The organism is Enterobacter sp. BIGb0383 (genome assembly GCF_003751845.1).
GTDB lineage: Bacteria > Pseudomonadota > Gammaproteobacteria > Enterobacterales > Enterobacteriaceae > BIGb0383.
In genome coordinates, this window is the sequence record NZ_RJKQ01000002.1 from 1,503,199 (window position 1) to 1,524,667 (window position 21,469).

A 21,469-nucleotide genomic window follows, 5' to 3' on the forward strand; every position below is an offset into this window, starting at 1 on the left:
TTTTGCCTTAACGACCACGGATGCAGGGGCGAAGCCGCAGGGGAAACAACGTTTTGCCTGCGACCCGGCATCATTACCGGCGGTCGTGAGAGGTCATCGTTAACGGCCCGATGACCGGGTACACCTGTTTATCTCTTTGGATAGAGGTGCGCGAATACGGGATTCGAACCCGTGGAAACCGACTTTTCGCAAAATGTCTTACCGCTGACGGAACGCCCCCCGGAAAACGGCCTCTGCCGTTCCTGGTGCGCCGGCGGGGTGTGTTACCCCCTGCTATTCCAGCGTGCTGACGGGAGAGTTATTGCCAGAAGCGTGCCAGAATTGATAAACAACAGGATTAATTTTTATATAATTGATAATTAATGATTTTATTTTTAACGCATTGATCTGTCGTTGTCAGGCAACGCTTTATTTTTTATCTTTAGTTATCGCAATTTATCTTCAGGGATAAAAATGAAACGTCGCGTAGTGATTGGCGTACTGGGAACGGTGCTGGATAAGCGTGGAAAACGGCATAATCGCTTCAAAAAATGGCGGCCGACCGTCGGCCTGTGTCAGCAGCCCGATTTTCCCGTCGACCGTCTTGAGCTTTTGCATCAGCCGCGGGATGCAGGCCTGGCCCGTCAGCTTGCAGAGGATATTGACCAGGTGTCGCCGCAGACCAGCGTCTGCACGCATTCGGTCGAGATTCACGATCCCTGGGATTTCGAAGAGGTGTACGCTGCCTTTCTTGATTTCGCCAGCCGTTATCCGTTCGATACGGAAAACGAGGAGTACCTGGTCCATATCACCACCGGGACACACGTCGCGCAGATTTGCTGGTTCCTACTGACCGAAGCCCGCTATCTTCCCGCCAGCCTGCTGCAAACCGGCCCCGCACCAAAAGATGCAGCCGACGAGGCCATTGCCGCCGGAAGCTGCTCGGTGATTGACCTTGATTTAAGCCGCTACGCCACCCTGACCAGCCGCTTTCAACGTGAACAGCAGCAGTCGGTATCGTTTCTTAAATCGGGGATTGATACCCGCAACGCGACCTTTAACCGTCTGATCGACCAGATAGAGCGCGTGGCGCTACGCTCTACCGCGCCGATATTGCTGACCGGCCCGACCGGTGCGGGCAAATCTTTCCTTGCAAAGCGCATCTTCCAGCTGCGCCAGTCCCGACATCAGGTTCAGGGTAAACTGGTCGCGGTAAACTGCGCCACCCTGCGTGGGGATAACGCGATGTCGACCCTGTTTGGTCACGTGAAAGGCGCGTTTACCGGCGCGCTCCAGGCTCGTACAGGACTGCTGCGCGAGGCGGATGGCGGGGTGTTATTTCTCGATGAGATCGCCGAGCTGGGCCTCGACGAGCAGGCGATGCTGCTCAAGGCCATCGAAGAGAAAACCTTTTTCCCGTTTGGCTCGGATAAAGAAGTCCACAGCGATTTTCAGCTGATCGCAGGGACGCATCGAAATATGCCGCAGTGGGTCGAAGAAGGCCGTTTCAGGGAGGATTTGTACGCCCGCATCAATATGTGGACCTTCGCGCTGCCGGGACTGGCAGAGCGGCGGGAAGATATCGCCCCGAATATCGAGTACGAGCTTGAACGCTATGCCCGGGAACAGCAGACGCAAATTCGCTTTGATAAGGGCGCTCGCGAGCGCTATCTGGCCTTTGCCTGCTCGCCCCATGCCGCATGGAGAGGTAATTTCCGGGAACTGAGTACGTCTATTGCCCGAATGGCGACGATGGCGGAACAGGGACGTATCAATGACGACCTGGTCGACGAGGAGCTGCAGCGCTTAACGTATCACTGGCAGGCGTCGCCTGAGCAAACCACCCTGCCGGTGGATCTGAGTACGCTCGATCTTTTTGACCGCCACCAGCTTGAAACGGTGGTGGCCGTCTGTCGACGCTGCCATACATTGTCGGAGGCCGGGCGTGAGCTGTTTTCCGTCTCACGGCAGAAGAAAGCAAACCCCAATGATGCCGATCGTCTGCGCAAGTATCTCGCCCGTTTTGGCCTGAGCTGGGAGAGCGTGCGCGGCGCAACATAAAAGATCTTCACCATAATAAGTTTGAATATTATTCCTTAGCACGATAAACAATACCGATGGCCGGGCTCGATCCCGGCCTTTTTTATAAAAAACACAACACAACGATCGCAAGGAAAACATAATGCTCGCAACACTGACGCGGCTGTTCCCGCTCTGGGCGCTGCTGCTCTCGCTTCTCGCCTGGTATACCCCGCCCACCTTTACCGCCATTGGCCCCTGGGTCACAACGCTGCTGATGCTGATTATGTTCGGCATGGGCGTACACCTGAAACTTGATGATTTTAAGCGCGTGCTTTCGCGCCCGGCACCGGTAGCCGCAGGGATTTTCCTGCACTATCTGGTGATGCCGCTCGCGGCATGGCTGTTGGCTATCCTTTTTAAAATGCCGCCTGACCTCTCCGCCGGTATGGTGCTGGTCGGCAGCGTGGCCAGCGGCACCGCCTCCAACGTGATGATCTATCTGGCAAAAGGGGATGTTGCTCTGTCGGTCACCATATCTTCCGTGTCAACGCTGGTTGGCGTGGTCGCCACCCCGCTATTGACGCGTCTGTACGTTGACGCCCATATCCAGGTGGACGTGATGGGTATGCTGCTCAGCATCCTGCAAATAGTAGTGATCCCGATTGCCCTGGGGCTGATTATCCACCACCTCTTCCCACGGATGGTCAAAGCCGTCGAACCCTGGCTACCCGCGTTCTCAATGGTCTGCATTCTGGCCATTATCTGTGCGGTTGTGGCGGGTTCTGCGGCCAATATCGCGTCAGTGGGTCTGGTGGTGATTATCGCCGTGATCCTGCATAACACCATTGGTCTGCTGGGCGGCTACTGGGGCGGACGCCTGTTTGGCTTCGATGAGTCCACCTGCCGCACGCTGGCGATTGAGGTGGGGATGCAGAACTCCGGCCTTGCCGCTGCGCTTGGGAAAATCTACTTCTCTCCTCTGGCTGCACTACCTGGCGCACTGTTCTCCGTCTGGCATAACCTCTCCGGTTCGCTGCTGGCGGGCTACTGGTCCGGTAAGCCCGTTGATGCTAAACGCAAAAAGGGCTGACGTTATTAGATTGCCGGATGGCGTTTGCGCCATCCGGTTATCGGGAACGAGGTTCGATAAACACCTCAGCCGATACGTTAAAACGTTCAGCTAAAGCTCTGATATGATCGACGGTCAGATTGCGCTCTCCGCTGAGAATGCGGCTTACCAGCGACCGTTGGCCGATCTCATTCGTAAATGAAGACTGATTTAATCCGTACTGATCCATCAGGACGCGAAGAGCCGCCACGCCACGCGGCAGCGCCTCAATACGCGCATTAAAGGCGGCGAGTTCGGGGTCATTGTTTTCATAACGGTCAATTTTCGCCATCAGCAATTCGATCAATGGGCTATCAGGGGCCTGCTCCATCAGACGTTCAATCACGTCCAGCGCCTGCTCATAATCTTGTTTGCGGGTACTGCGTCCTAAAAAGGGAATCAGCGTCACCAGTTCATCAGCCGCTTTAATCGCATGATTAATCATTCTTTTGTCTCCCGGTAAAACCTCACCAGTTTGTCATACACCGCATGGGGAACGATGTGCTTCACAAAAATCCGCCCATACTCAAAATCGGCAAAAAACAGCAGTCGCAGATTATTTCCCCCGACATTAATTACCCACCATTTGTCCCTGAACTTCATTCTGTCCAGGCTGGGAAAATCATGCCTCAGCTCATCCGGACTTTCATAAGATGTGCTTTTGAGGATCTTGTAAACGGCGTCCAGGGCCAGGGCATCATTAGGAAAACCTCTTGCCGCATCGTTGAACGGCCTCCTTGATATAACATGCATAGTTCCCTCACAGGTTCCATAATGGAAACACTATAGCCGCGACGCATGACGTTGACAACATGGAAACATTCCATTCGAACGATTTTGCTTGTCATCTCTCAATAACTATCGCAGCCCATACGGCTTATCGGTTCAGCATTAACTTACGCCGACGAAAACAGGTGTCACGCGATTGTGGAGAAACCTGCGAGGTGCTTTCCAGTCTACATAATCGCACTCAGACAATATGAGGAATGCACAACGCCCCCAGGTGGCGTACACTCGGTGCACTTCCTCAGGAGAGAATCCCATGGCTCTGACCAGACTGACGCAGCAAGATATGACGGAAAGCGAACAGCGGGAACTGAAAACGCGGCTCGATCGCGCGCGAATTGCCCACGGTCGTCCGCTGACCAACTCAGAAACCAACCATGTGAAAAAAGAGTACATCGACAAGCTGATGGTGGAGCGGGAAGCGGCCGCGAAAAAGGCCCGTCAGGTGAAGAAGCAGAAAGCGTATAAGCCGGATGCCGAATCAACCTTCTCCTGGTCGGCGAATACGCCGACCCGAGGCAGACGATAACAAAGAGCGCGATTAGCGCCCTTTTTTCTTACGACCCGGCTGGTTAAAGCGCTTACGCGCGGCAAGCTCTGCCGGGGTTTTTGCCATGTTCTTCGCCCCGCTGGCGGCCGGTTTTTTCACCGCGACGGCCGCTTTAGGCTTCGCTTTTTTGGCCGGTTTTGCCTCAGACGTTGAATCTTCAATCAGCTTAAACAGCTCAACAAGCTCATCGGCGGTCAGATCTCGCCACTCGCCCGGCGGCAGCCCGGTAAGGCTGACGTTCATGATCCTGGTACGCTCCAGCTTTGTTACCTCAAAGCCAAAGTGTTCGCACATGCGGCGAATCTGGCGGTTCAGCCCCTGAACCAGCGTAATGCGGAAGGCAAACGGCGCTTCTTTTTTCACTTTGCATTTTTTGGTCACAGTACCGAGGATAGGCACGCCCGCGCCCATGCCGCGAATAAAATCATCGGTAACGGGTTTATTGACGGTCACCACGTACTCTTTCTCGTGATCGTTACCGGCACGCAGAATTTTATTCACCAGATCGCCGTGGTTGGTCAGGAAGATCAGCCCCTGCGAGTCCTTATCCAGACGCCCAATCGGGAAAATGCGGGTACTGTGATTGACGAAATCGACAATGTTGTCCTTCTCGCCATCTTCGGTTGTGCTGACAATCCCCACCGGCTTATTCAGGGCGATAAACACCAGGTCTTCTTCGTTGCGCGGCTCAATCAGCTGGCCGTTTACCTTGACCACGTCACCGGCGACCACCTGATCGCCAATGCCGGCGCGTTTGCCGTTAATAAAGACGTTGCCCTGTTCGATATAGCGATCGGCCTCACGACGTGAGCAGATCCCGCTCTCGCTAATGTATTTGTTTAATCGGGTTGATTGAGTCGGCAGCATAATTTCTCCTGTAAACGCGGAATATACCTTACCTCCCGCATGAGAAAAAATGGCTTTGCGCTTTATGCCGTCAGATTTGTGCGTCGGGGCGAAAAGAAATGCTCTGGCCTACCGTTAATGAAACCGGTTTTCCCAGCCTGACCAGCATCGTCACCAGCGCATCCAGGGTAAATTTGCTGGTTTTAAGATTCACGACATCAGATACCCGGGGCCGTGAGATATCAAGTTTTAACGCAGCATCCGCCTGTCGGAGGTTGTTGTCGGCTATCCATCCTGAGATTTCCTGCATCAGCTGCTGTTTAAGCACTAACAGCTGGCGAACCTCTTTTTCTGCACCCGCTAAAAGCTGCTGCGCCTGAGATTCATCAAACCCCAGTTCGCTAAAAATATTAGCGCCCGCAGGTGTGATATGGCGAATACCATTGTCCATTTTTGACTTCATGTGTGACTCCTGTGATGCTGCATCACGGCCTGGTAACGTGATTTTCCGATGGCTTTGTCCCTGCCAGACGTACGCTGCGATTTTTTATTAAAACAGTGCAGGATATAAATTGCCTCGTCCAGTCGGGCCAGATAGAACACTCGCCAGGAACCGACCTCATCACGCAACCGAATTTCGACAGTGCCCGGTCCGATTTCCGTCATAGGTTTCCAGTCCTCGGCCCCAAGGCCCGCCTGAATCCGATGAAGTTGGTATCCAGCTTGTCGGCGGGGCCCTTCAGGAAAAGCAAGCAAATCCTCGTATGACGACCCCATCCAGATAATCGGTTTTGGTACTGATCTTATCGAAAGCATAACACATCCCTGTATAAAATTTTATACAAACATCAGGGATAGCGTACGCCTTTTACCTAAGCTGTCACACAGCAGAGGTGAACGTTACGAGGCGCTTTCCAGAATTCTTGCGGTGCCTCAATATTCATCCCGTTCTTCGTCTTCATCCGGCTGCTCCATCACGCTGTAAGCCACCGCGCAGAACAGGGAGTTGAGTCGTTTCATATCGCCAAGCAGGCCAAGGTGCAGCGAGCTGGTTTCAATGCTCTGCACGTTTTGCTGATGCAGCCTGTCGACGTGAGCGTGGGAGTAGCGGCGGTTGAGGATACGGAAGCGATGCTTGCGGCGGCGCAGGCGTCGGGCGCTTGGCACATCGCTGGAGAAGAAGACCGACATAGCCAGCTGCAGGTTACTGAGGAGCTGATCCAGCAGGCCGTCCAGTTCATTGATCCCCGCCAGCGAGAAAGCCCGACGGGCAGAGAGCGATTTATCGGCAATTTCGCTGCCCATACGTTCCGCGATATCCGACGCCTGCTCCAGGTTAAGCGACATCTCAATGATTTCCGCCCAGCGGCGCGACTCTTCATCCGCCAGCGCCTCTTTCGGCATCCGGGCAAGGTAGAGCTTAATGGCGGTATACAGCACGTTGATGTCGTCGGCAGTTTTGCGCAGCTCCTTTTCCTGCCGGGGTTCACCGTGCATTACCTTTTTCAGGTCGACCATCATCATCTCCATGGCGTCGCCCATGCGCAGGGTTTCGCGTGCGGCATTAGCCAGCGCCAGCGCGGGCGTATCAAGCGCCGCGGGATCGAGATGTTTGGGTTTTAGTCGTGCGTCGAGTTCCGGTTCATCGCGGATCAGCCGTTTACAGAACTCCGCCATTGGTCCGGCAAAGGGGACCATCACCAGGCAGCGGATCAGGTTGTAAAAGACATGGAAATAGATCACCAGCTCGGAGGCTTTCAGCGGCAGCTTCGCCATCAGACCGGCCAGGATATGGATAAACGGCAGGATCGCCAGGCAGCCCACCAGCTTAAACAACAGGCTCCCCAGCGCCACGCGGCGGGCGGCGGCATTGGCGGCGCTGTTGTTGAGCATCGCCAGCAGGCCGGAGCCGAGGTTTGCCCCGATGACCAGGCACAGAGCCACCGGGAAGGAGATGGCCCCTGCCGCAGTCAGGGTGGCGGTGAGCAGCACCGCGGCAAGGCTGGAATAGGTGATGATGGCAAACACGGCGCCGATCAGCGCATCCAGCATCAGATCGCCCGTCAGCGAGGCAAAAATCACCTGTACACCGTTGGCCTGGGTAATCGGCGTGACGGCCTGAACAATAAGCTCAAGCGCCAGCAGGATAAGCCCAAGGCCGATTCCGACGCGGCCAAGCTGCCCTGCCCGGGTCTGCTTGCGGCTGAGGAAGAAGATCACGCCAATAAAAATCAGCAGCGGTGACAGCCAGGAGAGATCGAAGGTCAGGACTCGCGCCATCAGGGCGGTCCCCACATCGGCACCAAGCACAATCACCAGCGCCGGAGCCAGCGCCACCAGATCCTGAGCAACAAAGGACGTGACCAGCAGGGTAGTGGCATTGCTGCTCTGTACCAGCGCGGTGACGCCAATACCGGCACAGAAGGCGAGCGGTTTCTTTTCCACACTTCGGCTAAGTACGGTACGCAGGCGTGCGCCATAGACGCGCATGACGCCGGTACGCACGATATGCGTGCCCCAGACCAGAAGGGCGACGGCTGAAAGCAGGTGTAAAAGCGTTAGCACGGGGTGACGGCCTCTTTCTTGTTATCAGTTTCCTTTGTTAAGTATAAGAGGTTAACCTTAATAAAGAGACAAGGCACCTTACCGGTGCCTTGTTTGTTAGTCAGATAGCGTTTTAGTCCGCATCGTATCCCAGGTTCGGTGCCAGCCAGCGCTCAACTTCCGCCACCGGCATGCCTTTACGTCGGGCATAGTCTTCCACCTGATCGCGCTGGAGCTGGGCGACGGCAAAATACTTGCTGTCAGGATGGCTGAAGTACCAGCCGGAAACGGAGGCTCCCGGCCACATGGCGAAGGATTCCGTCAGTTTCATGCCCGTATGGGTTTCCACATCCAGAAGCTGCCAGATAGTGCCTTTTTCCGTGTGCTCCGGGCAGGCCGGATAGCCCGGTGCCGGTCGGATGCCCTGGTAGTTTTCGCGGATCAGCTCTTCGTTACTCAGGTTCTCATTCGGCGAGAAGCCCCAGTAAACTTTACGCACGCGCTCGTGCAGATACTCGGCAAAGGCTTCCGCCAGACGGTCGGCTACGGCTTTGACCATGATCTTATTGTAGTCATCGTGCTGCGCGTCATACGCCTCGGCCAGCGCGTCCTCTTCCAGCCCGCCGGTAACGGCAAAGGCGCCGATATAGTCAGCTTTGCCGCTCAGTTTCGGGGCGACAAAATCGGCCAGACAGTAGTTGGCAAAGCCGGTTTTCTCCGTCTGCTGGCGCAGATGATGGCTGACCGTCAGTATCTGTGTCCGGGTTTCGTCGCGGTAGATCTCCACGTCATCCCCCACCCGGTTAGCCGGGAATAAGCCCACCACGCCACGTGGGTTCAGCAGCCGTTCTGCGCTCAGCTTATCGAGCATCTCGTTGGCATCCTGGAACAGGCGCTTCGCCTCTTCCCCGACAACCTCATCTTCAAGAATGCGCGGATACTTCCCGGCCAGCGACCAGGTCATAAAGAACGGGGTCCAGTCGATATAGTTCCGCAGCGTCTCGATACTGGCCGTGATTTCCTGCACGCCGAGGCGATGGGCGACCGGCGGGGTGTAGCTCGCCCAGTCAAAGGCCAGATCGTTATCACGTGCCGCCTGCAGCGTCACCGGCGGCGTGCGCGGTTTTTTACGGCCATGCTGGATACGTACGGTTTCATACTCTTTACGGGTGCGGGCAACAAACTCGTCGTGCTGGGTGTCGGAAAGCAGCGCTGACACCACGCCAACGGTGCGCGAGGCGTTCTGCACATAGACCGTCGGCCCGCTGTAGTTCTGCTCGATTTTCACCGCCGTATGGGCTTTTGAGGTGGTCGCGCCGCCAATCAGCAGGGGAATCGTAAAGCCCTGACGCTCCATCTCTTTGGCCACGTTGACCATTTCGTCCAGCGACGGAGTGATAAGCCCGGACAGGCCAATCAGATCGGCATTCTCTTCGCGGGCGGTTTTGAGGATTTTTTCCGCCGGGACCATCACGCCAAGATCGATAATTTCGTAGTTATTACACTGCAGCACCACGCCAACAATATTCTTACCGATATCGTGAACATCGCCCTTCACGGTGGCGATCACCATCTTGCCGTTGGAGGAGCCTTTCTCTTTGCTGGCTTCAATATAGGGCTGCAGATACGCCACCGCCTGCTTCATCACGCGGGCGGATTTCACCACCTGCGGCAGGAACATTTTCCCTTCGCCGAACAGGTCGCCAACCACGTTCATCCCGTCCATCAGCGGGCCTTCAATGACCTGGATCGGTCGGTCAGCCTGTTGGCGCGCCTCTTCCGTATCCAGCTCGATAAATTCGGTGATCCCTTTCACCAGCGAGTATTCCAGACGTTTTCTGACGTCCCAGCTACGCCACTCGGCCATCTGGGCATTCGCACCGTCGTCAGCCTTGCTACCGCGGTATTTTTCCGCCAGTTCCAGCAGCCGCTCGGTGCCGTCGTCGCGACGGTTAAGGACCACATCCTCAACCGCATCGCGCAGTTCCTGCGGCAGGTCGTCATAGATCGCCAGCTGACCGGCGTTAACGATCCCCATATCCATCCCGTTCCGGATGGCGTAGTAGAGGAATACCGCGTGAATCGCTTCACGAACCGGATCGTTCCCACGGAAGGAGAAGGAGACGTTGGATACGCCGCCGGAGATCATCGCGTGCGGCAGTTCGCGTTTGATATCTTCACAGGCGCCGATAAAGTCCTGGGCGTAGTTGTTATGCTCTTCAATCCCGGTCGCGACGGCAAAGATATTCGGGTCGAAGATAATATCTTCCGGCGGGAAACCGACGTCCTGAGTCAGAATATTGTACGCCCGACGACAGATCTCAATCTTGCGCTCGCGGGTATCGGCCTGGCCCACTTCATCAAAGGCCATCACCACCATCGCCGCGCCGTAGCGCCGCACTTTTTTCGCATGTTCGATAAAGAGGTCAACGCCCTCTTTCATCGAAATGGAGTTCACGATGCCTTTGCCCTGAATGCATTTCAGGCCCTTTTCGATGACTTCCCATTTCGAGGAGTCGATCATAATCGGCACGCGGGCGATATCCGGCTCACCGGCAATCAGGTTGAGGAAACGCACCATCGCCGCTTCGGCGTCGAGCATCCCCTCATCCATATTGATATCGATGATCTGCGCGCCGCTTTCGACCTGCTGCAACGCCACATCCAGCGCTTCGCTGTATTTCTCTTCTTTGATTAGGCGCTTAAATTTGGCCGAACCGGTAACGTTAGTACGCTCCCCGACGTTCACAAACAGGCTGTCCGCGCCGATATTCAGCGGCTCCAGCCCGGCGAGCCGACAGGCGACCGGCAGTTCAGGCAGCTGACGCGGCGGCAATCCGTCCACCGCCCGGCTCATCGCCGCAATATGTTCCGGCGTGGTGCCGCAGCAGCCGCCGACGATATTAAGGAACCCGGCTTCCGCCCACTCGCGGATCTGCGCCGCCATGGTGTCGGCATCCAGATCGTATTCACCGAAGGCGTTTGGCAGACCGGCGTTCGGGTGTGCGGTCACGTAGCATTCGGCGATACGCGACAGCTCCTGAACGTACTGGCGCAGTTCATCCGGACCCAGGGCACAGTTCAGGCCGAAGGTAAGCGCATCGGCATGGCGCAGGGAGTTATAAAATGCCTCGGTGGTTTGCCCGGACAGCGTGCGTCCTGAGGCGTCGGTGATGGTGCCGGAAATCATAATCGGCAGGTCCACGCCTAACGCTTCAAACTCTTCTTTCACCGCGAAGATAGCGGCTTTGGCGTTCAGGGTATCGAAGACCGTTTCAATCATGATCAGGTCAACACCGCCTTCAACCAGCGCTTTGGTGGATTCACGGTAGGCTTCCACCAGCAGGTCAAAAGTAATATTACGGAATGCCGGATCGTTAACGTCCGGCGAGATTGATGCGGTGCGGTTGGTCGGGCCAAGAACCCCGGCGACATAGCGCGGTTTGTCCGGCGTGCGGGCCGTCCATTCGTCGGCGCAGGCGCGCGCCAGCCGGGCCGCTTCGACGTTGATCTCCGCCGACAGGGATTCCATCTGGTAATCCGCCATGGCGATGGTCGTCGAGTTAAAGGTGTTGGTTTCAACAATGTCGGCACCCGCCTCGAAGTAGGCGGAGTGGATGGCAGCGATGACATCCGGCTTGCTGAGAACCAGCAGGTCGTTATTGCCTTTGAGATCGCAGGGCCAGTCGGCGAAACGTTCGCCGCGGAAATCGTCCTCGCTCAGACGATAGCCCTGAATCATGGTTCCCATCCCACCGTCCAGTACCAGGATGCGCTTTTTTAACTGCTGGTGCAGTTGCTCAATTTTGCTGCTCACACTTACTCCCGACAAGGCTCAACCAGGCCAAAAAGGCCAGCAGGTCATACTGGCATAATATGGCAGGGTGGAACAGTCACCGTGCGGTAACATGAGAGATGTTCACTATTACTCATCCGATCAGTGTGTCGGGCGGTTGCAAAATTGGCAAATAAAACGAAAACTATTTCCATGATACAGAAAAAGGAGTCTGACATGGTCGCACCCGTTCCCGCCAAACGCGGCAGAAAACCCGCCGCGGCTCCCGCACAGGCAACCGGCCAGGTCCAGTCGCTAACGCGCGGGCTGAAACTGCTGGAGTGGATTGCCGAATCCCAGGGCAGCGTGGCGCTGACCGAGCTGGCCCAGCAGGCTGGCCTGCCTAACTCCACCACCCATCGGCTTCTCACCACCATGCAGCAACTGGGCTTTGTCCGCCAGGTCGGCGAGCTGGGGCACTGGGCGGTAGGCGCGCATGCCTTCGTGGTCGGCAGCAGCTTTTTGCAGAGTCGAAACCTACTGGCGATTGTCCATCCGGTCCTGCGCAGTCTGATGGAAGAGTCCGGGGAAACGGTCAATCTGGCGGTACTGGATAAAGGCGACCATCAGGCGATTATTGTCGACCAAGTACAGTGTACTCAGTTAATGCGTATGTCAGCGCCTATCGGCGGCAAGCTGCCGATGCACGCCTCCGGCGCAGGCAAAGCCTTTCTGGCGAATCTCAACGATGACCAGGTCAGCGGCCTGCTGCACCGTAAGGGGCTACACGCCTATACCCACGCCACGCTGGTATCGCCGGTGCATCTGAAAGAGGATCTCGCCCAGACGCGCAAGCGCGGTTACTCATTTGACGATGAAGAACACGCTCTCGGCCTGCGCTGCGTGGCGGCCTGTATTTATGATGAGCATCGGGAACCCTTTGCCGCTATCTCTATTTCCGGCCCCATTTCGCGTATTACCGACGACCGGGTGACCGAGCTGGGCGCGCTGGTTATCAGGGCGGCGAAGGATGTCACGCAGAAATATGGTGGAATGCGTTAGCATTTAAAAGGTTATATACTGAGCGTCCACTTTTTACTCATCTTACCGGGACGTGCTGATGATAAAGGATGCTCAGGAGTGCCACCCGCCCAGGGCGCGCAAATTTTCTCTCGATCAGCGCCTGATCCAGGGAGTGCTGGTCACACTCTGCCGCCTGCTGACCGGCATCAGGTCTTTCTGGCACAGCCTGCCGGACACGGATCAGGCCACTATCTATTACGCCAACCACAGCAGTCACCTCGACGGTTTAGTCATCTGGGCCAGCCTGCCTCGTACGCTGCGCAATCGGGTACATCCGGTAGCAGCCGCCGATTACTGGAACAAAACGACCCTGCGTCGCTATCTGGCAACGCGGATATTTAACGCGGTGCTGGTGGAGCGTCGCAGTGCCCCGGCGGAAGCCTCAACGGACGTATCGTCTCGCGACCCGCTCCTGCCGCTGGTCGAGAAGCTGGCCGCGGGTCATTCGCTGATTTTCTTCCCGGAGGGTACCCGTGGCACGGGCGATGAAGTCGCCGCCTTCAAAAGCGGGCTATTCCATCTCATTCAGCGCGTCCCTCAGGTGCGACTCGTCCCGGTGTGGCTGGAAAATATGAACCGGGTACTGCCAAAAGGCTCCCGGCTGGTGGTCCCGATTATTTGTACCGCCACTTTCGGCGCTGCCCTTGAAAATTCCGCTGAGGATGAAGGCAAAAGAGAATTTCTGGCCCGCGCAAAACAGGCGCTGGAGGCGCTGACCCATGATTAATGTCGATTCAGAAGTGGGCCTGCTGCTGGGCGGTTTGTTTGGCATCCTGATCGTCGCCAGCCTGATTGGCTTTATCCTCTCCTGCCGCAAACAGAATGCCACCATCAGTAACCTTAACGCCCGCATCCGCGCCTGGTGGGTGATGTGTACCATCGCCGTTATCGCCATGCTGATTGGTCCCATTGGCTCGGTGGTTCTGTTTGCCTTGATGTCTTTTTTTGCGTTACGCGAATGCATTACGCTGATGCCAACCCGCCGGGGCGATCACGAGGCGCTGTTCTGGTGTTTCTTTATCATTCTGCCAGTGCAGTACCTGCTGGTCGGGATCCAGTGGTACTCGGTATTTGTCATCTTTATCCCGGTATACGCATTTCTGTTTATCCCGGCACGTGTCGCCATTGCCGGTGATACCCATCAGTTCCTGGAGCGCAGCGCCAAAATTCAGTGGAGCCTGATGATGGCGGTGTACTGTGTCAGCCACGCGCCTGCGCTGCTGATGCTGTCGATTCCGGGCTATGAAGGCGAAAACATCAAGCTCATCCTGTTTATGATGATAGTGGTGCAGATTTCCGACGTGCTGCAGTACGTCTTCGGCAAGCTCTGGGGCAAGCGCCCGATTGTGCCGAAACTCAGCCCGAACAAAACCGTGGAGGGCTTTGTCGGTGGGCTACTGAGCGCCAGCCTGGTGGGAGCCGGTCTGTGGTGGGTCACGCCGTTTAATCCGCTGCAGGCGTTTTTTATCTCCCTGCTGATAACCCTGCTTGGCTTTCTCGGCGGGCTCTGTATGTCGGCGATTAAACGCGATCGCGGCGTGAAGGATTTCGGCGCTATGCTGGAAGGCCACGGCGGAATGATGGATCGCATCGACTCCCTGTGCTTCGCCGCGCCGGTCTTTTTCCACGTGGTGCGCTACTGGTTTACCTGAAGCTATCCCGCCTGCCGCAGGGTGCCATAGCGCAGACAGAAGCGCTGGCGTCGGCGGTAGGCATACACATCCTCGACGTGCCCATTGCGGATCCGCGCCTGTAGCGATCGCCAGTAGTCGGCGCGGAACAGGTCAGCGTGCATCTCTTCAAATAGCGGGCCGATTCGGGGATCGGCGCACAGCCAGTGCCGGAACTCCTCGGGGAAAACATCCCCCGGCGACACGCTGTACCAGGGCTCGCCGGCCAGCTCATCTTCCGGATAGCGCGGGGGCGGAATATCGCGGAAATTCACCTCCGTCATATAGCAAATTTCATCGTAATCGTAGAACACCACCCGCCCGTGACGCGTCACGCCGAAGTTTTTAAACAGCATATCGCCGGGGAAAATATTGGCGGCGGCCAGCTGACGAATGGCGTTACCGTACTCCTCAATCGCATCGCGTAATGACTGTCCGCTGGCCTGCTCCAGCCAGATATTGAGCGGCACCATCCGCCGCTCAATATAGAGATGGCTGATGGCAATACGGTCGCCCAGATCGGTGATTTTCTCTGCAGCCTCCTGCAACAGGAGATCCATCAGGGCCGGGGCAATTTGTCGCTTTTCCAGGACAAAGTTTTCAAACTCCTGGGTATCCGCCATCCTTCCTACGCGGTCGTGCTCTTTTACCAGCTGATAGCAGGCGCGAACGTGGGCGGCGCTCATCTCTTTTTGTGGGGCGAAGCGGTCCTTGATGATTTTAAAGACCCGATCAAATCCCGGCAGCGTAAAGACCAGCATCACCATCCCGCGTATCCCCGGCGCTTCGATAAACTGCTCGTCGCTGCGGGCAAGGTAATGAAGATATTCGCGGTAGCTTTCGGTTTTGCCGTGCTTCTGGCAGCCAATGGCCATATACAGCTCGGCGGTGGTTTTCCCCGGCAGAATATCGCGCAGCCACTCTACCGTCGCCGCGGGAAGCGGGGCATAGACCATAAAGTAGGAGCGGGCGAAGCCGAAAACGATACTCGCCTCGGCGTGGGTCGTCAGGCAGGTATCCACCACCAGTTCGCCCTCCGTGCTGCGGTGAATCGGCAGCAGAAACGGCAGCGTCCCGTCCGGCGTAATCAGTTTTCCAACCAGCCAGGCCGCCTTATTGCGGTAGAACAGTTCGTTTGCAACCTGCAGATGCGCCTGACGCAGAATCTCACTGCCGAAGGTTTCGCTCAGATGGTTGCTGATATAACCCACGTCACGCGCCCGATCCTGCCAGGGCAGGCGCAGGGGCAGATCGGTCAGGACTTTGGTCAGCAGGATTTCCCAGCCACGGTCGGGGAAAAAATCTTTCGCCAGCGGTCGGGGAATGGTCCGGAAGCGGCGTTCCGGCTGGGAGCTAAAGACAAACAGCCGTGCAGGTAGAAGCGCCCGATGATCGAAGAGTCGACAATAGACGGAGTTAAAAAAGCTTTCGGCAATTTCAAAGCGGGGATAGTCGGGCAACAGCTGGGTATACTGCGCTTTCACCTGCAGCAGAAAATCGATATCCGCCGTTTTACCGTCGGTAATGCAGCGCAGCTGTTCCACCACCAGACCAACGTGGTGATCGTAGAGGTGAATACGCTGTTTCATGGCCTGCTGGACGGCGTGCCAGTCAGCCTGCTCAAAGCGCTGCTGGGCACCGGAGGTGACCTCCAGAAAGCGACCATACTGCGCATCGAAGCCCTGGAGAATCGTTTGAGCAATCAGTAATTCCAGACCACGCGACATCGTTTTCCCTCAGGTGAACCCTCTCCCGGACGGGGAGAGGGGGAAGCATCAGAACTGACTTTCTTCGGTCGATCCGGTCAGGGCGGTAACGGAAGAGACGCCGCCCTGAATAATCGTGGTCACCTTATCGAAGTAGCCCGTGCCCACTTCCTGCTGGTGAGAGACGAAGGTGTAACCTTCTTTGGCGGCGGCGAATTCAGGCTGCTGCACTTTTTCCACGTAGTGCTTCATCCCTTCGCCCTGAGCATATGAGCGGGCCAGATCGAACATGTTGAACCACATGCTGTGAATACCTGCCAGAGTGATGAACTGGTACTTGTAGCCCATCTCGGAGAGCTGCTGCTGGAAGCTGGCGATAGTCTTGTCATCCAGATTCTTCTGCCAGTTGAATGACGGCGAGCAGTTGTAGGCCAGCAGCTTACCGGGATATTTCGCATGGATCGCATCAGCAAAACGCTTCGCCAGGGCCAGGTCGGGCGTAGACGTTTCACACCACACCAGATCCGCATAGGGCGCGTAGGCCAGGCCACGGCTGATGGCCTGTTCAATTCCGGCGTGGGTGCGGTAGAAACCTTCGCTGGTGCGTTCTCCAGTAACAAACTCGGCGTCATACGCGTCACAATCGGAGGTGATGAGGTCCGCTGCATCCGCATCGGTGCGGGCAATTAACAGCGTCGGCACGCCCAGCACATCCGCGGCCAGACGGGCTGCGACCAGCTTCTGAATGGCTTCCTGAGTCGGAACCAGCACCTTGCCGCCCATATGACCGCACTTCTTCACCGAGGCCAGTTGATCCTCGAAGTGAACCGCCGCGGCACCGGCTTCGATCATCGATTTCATCAGCTCAAAGGCATTCAGCACGCCGCCAAAGCCCGCTTCCGCATCGGCGACAATCGGCAGGAAGTAGTCGGTATAGCGTGAATCGCCCGGCTCAATACCGGATGCCCACTGGATCTGATCCGCGCGGCGGAAGGTGTTGTTGATCCGATCGACGACTGACGGAACGGAATTCGCCGGATAAAGCGATTGATCCGGGTACATGCTGGCGGCGAGGTTGGCATCCGCAGCCACCTGCCAGCCGGAGAGATAAATCGCCTCAACGCCGGCTTTAGCCTGCTGCAGTGCCTGGCCGCCGGTCAGCGCACCGAGGCTGTTTACGTAGCCCTTTTTCGACTCGCCGTGCAGCAGGCGCCACATTTTTGCCGCTCCCAGCTGGGCCAGAGTACACTCCGGATTAACCGAGCCGCGCAGTTTTACCACCTCTTCGGCGCTATAAGGGCGGCGAATGCCTTCCCAGCGCGGCTGTGTCCATTCTTTTTGTAATTGTTCGATTTGTTGGGTACGGGTCTTCATGTGCAGATGCTCCATTTCATCCTGGATCTCCAGGCGTTATTGGTGAAGGCAGTTTGGTCACGGCCAGCGCGCAAAAATCGGAGCGTACATACAGTACGTGAGGATTTTGAGCACTGCCCGGGGCCAAAATGGCGAACAAAATAGCCTGGTTATTAAGCCAGCAGGCGGTAGCCTGGCAAGGTAAGGAAATCGATCAGCTCGTCTGAAGTGGTGATCTGCTCCATCAGGCGGGCAGCATCATCAAAACGCCCGCTGCTGAAGCGGTGTTCGCCCAGCTCCTCCTGGATGACCAGCATCTCCTCGGCCAGCATCTGACGGAACAGGTCTTTGGTAACCGGTTTGCCGTTGCTGAGGGTTTTCTGGTGATGGATCCACTGCCAGATGGAGGTGCGGGATATCTCGGCGGTAGCGGCATCTTCCATCAGGCCGTATATCGGCACGCAGCCGTTACCGGAGATCCAGGACTCGATATACTGCACCGCCACGCGGATATTCGCCCGCATCCCCTCTTCCGTCCGTTCGCCGTCGCAGGCGGCCAGTAGGTGGTCGGCGGTAATGGGTGCGTCGTTATCGCGCGATACCGAAAGCTGATTTTTATTGGTACCCAGCGCGCTGTTAAAAACGGCCATTGCCGTATCGGCGAGGCCCGGATGCGCAATCCAGGTTCCGTCATGACCGTTGCGGGCTTCCAGCTCTTTATCCGCCTTCACCTTGCCGAGCACCTGGTTATTACGCTCGGCATCTTTGCTCGGGATAAAGGCCGCCATACCGCCCATCGCAAATGCGCCGCGCTTATGGCAGGTTTTGATCAGCAGCCGCGAGTATGCGCTGAGGAAAGGTTTGTCCATCGTCACCACCTGGCGATCCGGCAGGACGCGATCGGGATGGTTTTTCAGGGTTTTGATATAGCTGAAAATATAGTCCCAGCGCCCGCAGTTCAGGCCGACAATATGGTCTCGCAGGGCGTGGAGGATTTCGTCCATCTGAAAGACCGCCGGGAGCGTTTCGATCAGCAGAGTGGCTTTGATGGTGCCACGCGGTAAATCAAAGCGGTCTTCGGTGTAGCTGAAGATTTCGCTCCACCATGCCGCCTCCTGCCAGGCCTGGGTTTTCGGCAGATAGAAGTAGGGGCCGCTACCTTTTGCCAGCAGGGCTTTGTGGTTGTGGAAGAAGTAGAGCGCAAAATCAAACAGGCTGCCCGGAATGGCCTCGCCTTGCCAGGTCACGTGCTTTTCCGGCAGGTGCAGGCCGCGCACCCGACATACCAGCACGGCGGGATCGGGCTTCAACTGGTAGATTTTCCCGGCTTCGTTGGCATAGCTGATAGTGCCATTGACCGCATCGCGCAGATTGATTTGACCGTCGATCACTTTGTGCCAGTCCGGTGCCAGGGAATCTTCGAAGTCGGCCATAAACACTTTGACGTTGGCATTCAGCGCATTAATCACCATCTTGCGCTCAACCGGCCCGGTGATTTCGACCCGGCGGTCCTGCAGGTCGGCAGGGATCCCGCGAATCGTCCAGTCACCGTTCCGAATGGAATGTGTTTCCGAAATAAAATCCGGGAGTTTTCCCGCATCGATGTCCTGCTGTTGTTTAACCCTGGCCGCCAGCAGCTGATTGCGTGCGGGCGTAAAGCGCGCCACCAGTTCACTCAGAAACTCTACCGCCTCTGGCGTCAGAATCTGTTGTTCTTGCTTGCCGTGTGGCTGGCTGAAAGCCAGTTCGTCGATCGTTGTCGCCTGTTGTGTCATTGTGCCGCTCCTCGCTGTTGATCCGAATACACTCCCCAACGCGAACGAAAGATCCTGCGCGGTTTTCGTTCAGCACAATTAAGACTAATTAATAAAATTATAAAATCAAAAACAATTTCCATTTTAATTGTTAATTCAAGGTAAGGCATTGATCAAAATGGAATTAAATATTTTTCTGGTTGTGAATATATTTTCATAAATAAAAAAGGCACCCGAAGATGCCTTAATGGTGTGCTGAAACGCTTTAGGATCTTACGCGCAGAGGATTACTCCAGCGTCGGATTCATATGGCGCAGATCGAACGGCGTGATCTGGTAGACGTAGTAGTTCAGCCAGTTGGTGAACAGCAGATTGCCGTGGCTACGCCAGGTCGCACGCGGTTTGTTCTGCGGATCGTTTTTTGGGAAGTAGTTATACGGAACCTCCGGACTCAGACCGGCTTCCACATCGCGGAAGTATTCGCCTGCCAGGGTATGGTCATCATACTCAGGATGGCCGGTCACAAAGGCAATACGCTTGTCTTTGCTGGCAAACAGATAGGCATCGCCACCTTCAGTTTCTGCCAGGATCTCAAGATCGGTATAGTCGCGGATCAACTCAGCCGGGAAGTCGGCATAACGGGAGTGCGGCGCCAGAAACGCATCATCAAATCCGCGGGTCAGCAGAGCATGAGGATGCAGGATATGGTGCTCATAGACACCGGAGAGTTTATCGCTGCGGGTCTGTTTCGGTATGCCATAAAGAATATTCAATGCGGCCTGGACAGCCCAGCACACAAACAGGGTCGAGGTGACGTGATCTTTGGCCCACTCCAGGACCTGTTTGATCTGCGGCCAGTAGGCCACGTCGTTGAACTCCACCAGGCCCAGCGGCGCACCGGTGACGATCAGTCCATCGAAGTTTTCATCACGGATATCGTCGAAGTCACAGTAGAAGTTATTCAGATGCTCGGCCGGGGTATTACGCGACTCGCGGGCATCGATACGCAGGAGTCGGATATCTACCTGCAGCGGTGAGTTAGACAGTAGCCGCAGAAACTGGTTTTCCGTTTCGATTTTCTTCGGCATCAGGTTAAGGATAAGCACCTTCAGCGGACGAATTTCCTGACCTGTAGCACGCGAAGCCGTCATTACAAAGACGTTTTCTTCACGCAAGAAATTGACGGCTGGTAGCTCGTCCTGCACCCGAATCGGCATAACCTTATATCCTCACAGCATACGTTTAAACGTTTAGACATCCAGATAGCCGAAGATACCCAGGAATAACCAAAATGTCGAGTCCGCATATGAAAGGTGAGAAAGTTTCACGTCGCGGCCATTAGCCACAACGTGTTCAGAAAGGGGTACAGATTACGAAGCGTTACGGCGAGTTTTTTCGCCATCGGCAAAAGTGAGCAGCACTTCACTATCGCTCAGAGGAGACTGACTGGAGATAACCTGAGGATACTTTGCTCTGCCGCCCGAGGCGCCAAAGATAACTTCCAGAATCGCACGCTCCTCAACCTGTGACAGGCCACCCTCATTCATTTCCAGCGCGTGCGCCAGGATCCCAAACTGTTTTCGTCCGAAGAACGGAGTCCATATTGAACGAGGCATAAGCTGTTCGATAAGATCGTACACCAGTTTTTCTGCCTGAAAGAATTCGGCGACCAATATCCGCTGGTTGCTGAAGGTTCGGGAACCGGAAACCTGTTGCCCGGTAGTGGTATTACGTACAACTATCCGGTTTTTATACATCTGAACATACAAAATGATCATTGCGATTTCCTTTCTCAGTCCGTGATAAAGCCGAAAACGCAAAAAGGCCATCCTTTCGGATGGCCTTCTGCTTTATTTGATGCCTGGCAGTTCCCTACTCTCGCATGGGGAGACCCCACACTACCATCGGCGCTACGGCGTTTCACTTCTGAGTTCGGCATGGGGTCAGGTGGGACCACCGCGCTAGTGCCGCCAGGCAAATCTTTTATGCATGAAATGAACTAAAAGCTTCATTTCCGCAAATTCTTTATCTGTAATCAAGCTGAAATCGATGTCTGTCTCTCACACCAAAACATCTTTGGCGTTGTAAGGTTAAGCCTCACGGTTCATTAGTACTGGTTAGCTCAACGTATCGCTACGCTTACACACCCAGCCTATCAACGTCGTAGTCTTCAACGTTCCTTTAGTGAGCTCAAGGCTCAAGGGAGAACTCATCTCGGGGCAAGTTTCGTGCTTAGATGCTTTCAGCACTTATCTTTTCCGCATTTAGCTACCGGGCAATGCCATTGGCATGA

General features: G+C 55.8%; 18 protein-coding genes and 2 rRNA genes. 6 read left to right on the top strand and 14 right to left on the bottom strand.

Annotated elements, in window-relative coordinates:
- Positions 1 to 453: 453 nt before the first annotated feature.
- Together rtcR and panS are read left to right on the top strand one after the other, a co-directional pair.
- Positions 454 to 2,040 carry an RNA repair transcriptional activator RtcR gene (rtcR, locus tag EDF81_RS15490; RefSeq protein ID WP_123348995.1) on the top strand — a complete coding sequence of 529 codons (1,587 nt, stop codon included), beginning with the start codon at positions 454 to 456 and terminating at the stop codon, positions 2,038 to 2,040.
- Between the two features lie 121 nt (positions 2,041 to 2,161).
- Complete coding sequence (gene panS, locus EDF81_RS15495; protein WP_123348996.1) at positions 2,162 to 3,091, top strand: ketopantoate/pantoate/pantothenate transporter PanS; 930 nt, start codon at positions 2,162 to 2,164, stop codon at positions 3,089 to 3,091.
- A 37-nt stretch (positions 3,092 to 3,128) separates the two neighbouring features.
- On the opposite strand, the gene EDF81_RS15500 is transcribed toward panS, so the two are convergent.
- Together EDF81_RS15500 and EDF81_RS15505 are read right to left on the bottom strand one after the other, a co-directional pair.
- Positions 3,129 to 3,554, bottom strand: coding sequence for a type II toxin-antitoxin system HigA family antitoxin (locus EDF81_RS15500; protein ID WP_123348997.1), 426 nt, complete (start codon positions 3,552 to 3,554; stop codon positions 3,129 to 3,131).
- Positions 3,551 to 3,862 (bottom strand): type II toxin-antitoxin system HigB family toxin, encoded by a 312-nt coding sequence (locus EDF81_RS15505; protein WP_123348998.1) that lies wholly within the window; start codon positions 3,860 to 3,862, stop codon positions 3,551 to 3,553. Before EDF81_RS15505 ends, EDF81_RS15500 begins: the two co-directional genes overlap by 4 nt.
- 289 nt (positions 3,863 to 4,151) lie before the next feature.
- Between EDF81_RS15505 and EDF81_RS15510 the strand changes: the two genes are divergently transcribed.
- Positions 4,152 to 4,424, top strand: a complete 273-nt coding sequence (locus tag EDF81_RS15510) for a DUF3811 domain-containing protein (RefSeq protein WP_123348999.1) — start codon at positions 4,152 to 4,154, stop codon at positions 4,422 to 4,424.
- A 12-nt stretch (positions 4,425 to 4,436) separates the two neighbouring features.
- Here the strand turns inward: EDF81_RS15510 and rluF are convergent, their stop codons facing one another.
- The 5 genes from rluF to metH form a co-directional block, all read right to left on the bottom strand.
- Positions 4,437 to 5,312, bottom strand: coding sequence for a 23S rRNA pseudouridine(2604) synthase RluF (gene rluF / locus EDF81_RS15515; protein ID WP_123349000.1), 876 nt, complete (start codon positions 5,310 to 5,312; stop codon positions 4,437 to 4,439).
- A 70-nt stretch (positions 5,313 to 5,382) separates the two neighbouring features.
- Complete coding sequence (locus EDF81_RS15520) at positions 5,383 to 5,754, bottom strand: helix-turn-helix domain-containing protein (RefSeq protein WP_123349001.1); 372 nt, start codon at positions 5,752 to 5,754, stop codon at positions 5,383 to 5,385.
- Positions 5,751 to 6,107 (bottom strand): type II toxin-antitoxin system RelE/ParE family toxin, encoded by a 357-nt coding sequence (locus EDF81_RS15525; protein ID WP_123349002.1) that lies wholly within the window; start codon positions 6,105 to 6,107, stop codon positions 5,751 to 5,753. The genes EDF81_RS15520 and EDF81_RS15525 overlap by 4 nt, the downstream gene beginning before the upstream one ends.
- A 117-nt stretch (positions 6,108 to 6,224) precedes the next feature.
- Positions 6,225 to 7,856 (bottom strand): Na/Pi cotransporter family protein, encoded by a 1,632-nt coding sequence (locus tag EDF81_RS15530; RefSeq protein ID WP_123349003.1) that lies wholly within the window; start codon positions 7,854 to 7,856, stop codon positions 6,225 to 6,227.
- A gap of 112 nt (positions 7,857 to 7,968) precedes the next feature.
- Positions 7,969 to 11,652, bottom strand: a complete 3,684-nt coding sequence (metH, locus tag EDF81_RS15535) for a methionine synthase (RefSeq protein ID WP_123349004.1) — start codon at positions 11,650 to 11,652, stop codon at positions 7,969 to 7,971.
- Between the two features lie 195 nt (positions 11,653 to 11,847).
- Here metH and iclR point away from each other — a divergent pair, with 195 nt between their 5' ends.
- The 3 genes from iclR to EDF81_RS15550 are packed head-to-tail and all read left to right on the top strand — an operon-like array spanning position 11,848 to position 14,345.
- Complete coding sequence (gene iclR, locus EDF81_RS15540; protein WP_123349005.1) at positions 11,848 to 12,672, top strand: glyoxylate bypass operon transcriptional repressor IclR; 825 nt, start codon at positions 11,848 to 11,850, stop codon at positions 12,670 to 12,672.
- A 58-nt stretch (positions 12,673 to 12,730) separates the two neighbouring features.
- Positions 12,731 to 13,420, top strand: coding sequence for a 1-acyl-sn-glycerol-3-phosphate acyltransferase (locus tag EDF81_RS15545; RefSeq protein WP_123349006.1), 690 nt, complete (start codon positions 12,731 to 12,733; stop codon positions 13,418 to 13,420).
- Positions 13,413 to 14,345, top strand: a complete 933-nt coding sequence (locus EDF81_RS15550; protein ID WP_123349007.1) for a phosphatidate cytidylyltransferase — start codon at positions 13,413 to 13,415, stop codon at positions 14,343 to 14,345. Before EDF81_RS15545 ends, EDF81_RS15550 begins: the two co-directional genes overlap by 8 nt.
- Positions 14,346 to 14,347: 2 nt before the next feature.
- On the opposite strand, the gene aceK is transcribed toward EDF81_RS15550, so the two are convergent.
- The 7 genes from aceK to EDF81_RS15585 all read right to left on the bottom strand — a co-directional run.
- The gene (gene aceK, locus EDF81_RS15555; RefSeq protein ID WP_123349008.1) at positions 14,348 to 16,090 is read right to left on the bottom strand and encodes a bifunctional isocitrate dehydrogenase kinase/phosphatase; all 1,743 of its coding nucleotides are present in this window, start codon (positions 16,088 to 16,090) and stop codon (positions 14,348 to 14,350) included.
- A 48-nt stretch (positions 16,091 to 16,138) separates the two neighbouring features.
- Complete coding sequence (gene aceA, locus EDF81_RS15560; RefSeq protein ID WP_123349076.1) at positions 16,139 to 17,443, bottom strand: isocitrate lyase; 1,305 nt, start codon at positions 17,441 to 17,443, stop codon at positions 16,139 to 16,141.
- A gap of 152 nt (positions 17,444 to 17,595) precedes the next feature.
- A complete protein-coding gene (aceB, locus tag EDF81_RS15565; RefSeq protein ID WP_123349009.1) occupies positions 17,596 to 19,197 on the bottom strand; it encodes a malate synthase A in 1,602 nt (533 codons plus the stop codon).
- 266 nt (positions 19,198 to 19,463) lie between these two features.
- Positions 19,464 to 20,393, bottom strand: coding sequence for a homoserine O-succinyltransferase (gene metA, locus EDF81_RS15570; protein WP_123349010.1), 930 nt, complete (start codon positions 20,391 to 20,393; stop codon positions 19,464 to 19,466).
- Positions 20,394 to 20,546: 153 nt separating this feature from the next.
- A complete protein-coding gene (locus tag EDF81_RS15575; RefSeq protein WP_123349011.1) occupies positions 20,547 to 20,954 on the bottom strand; it encodes a YjaA family stress response protein in 408 nt (135 codons plus the stop codon).
- An 81-nt stretch (positions 20,955 to 21,035) separates the two neighbouring features.
- Positions 21,036 to 21,151, bottom strand: a 5S ribosomal RNA gene (rrf, locus tag EDF81_RS15580).
- A gap of 111 nt (positions 21,152 to 21,262) precedes the next feature.
- Positions 21,263 to 21,469 (bottom strand): 23S ribosomal RNA (locus tag EDF81_RS15585); the annotation flags it as partial.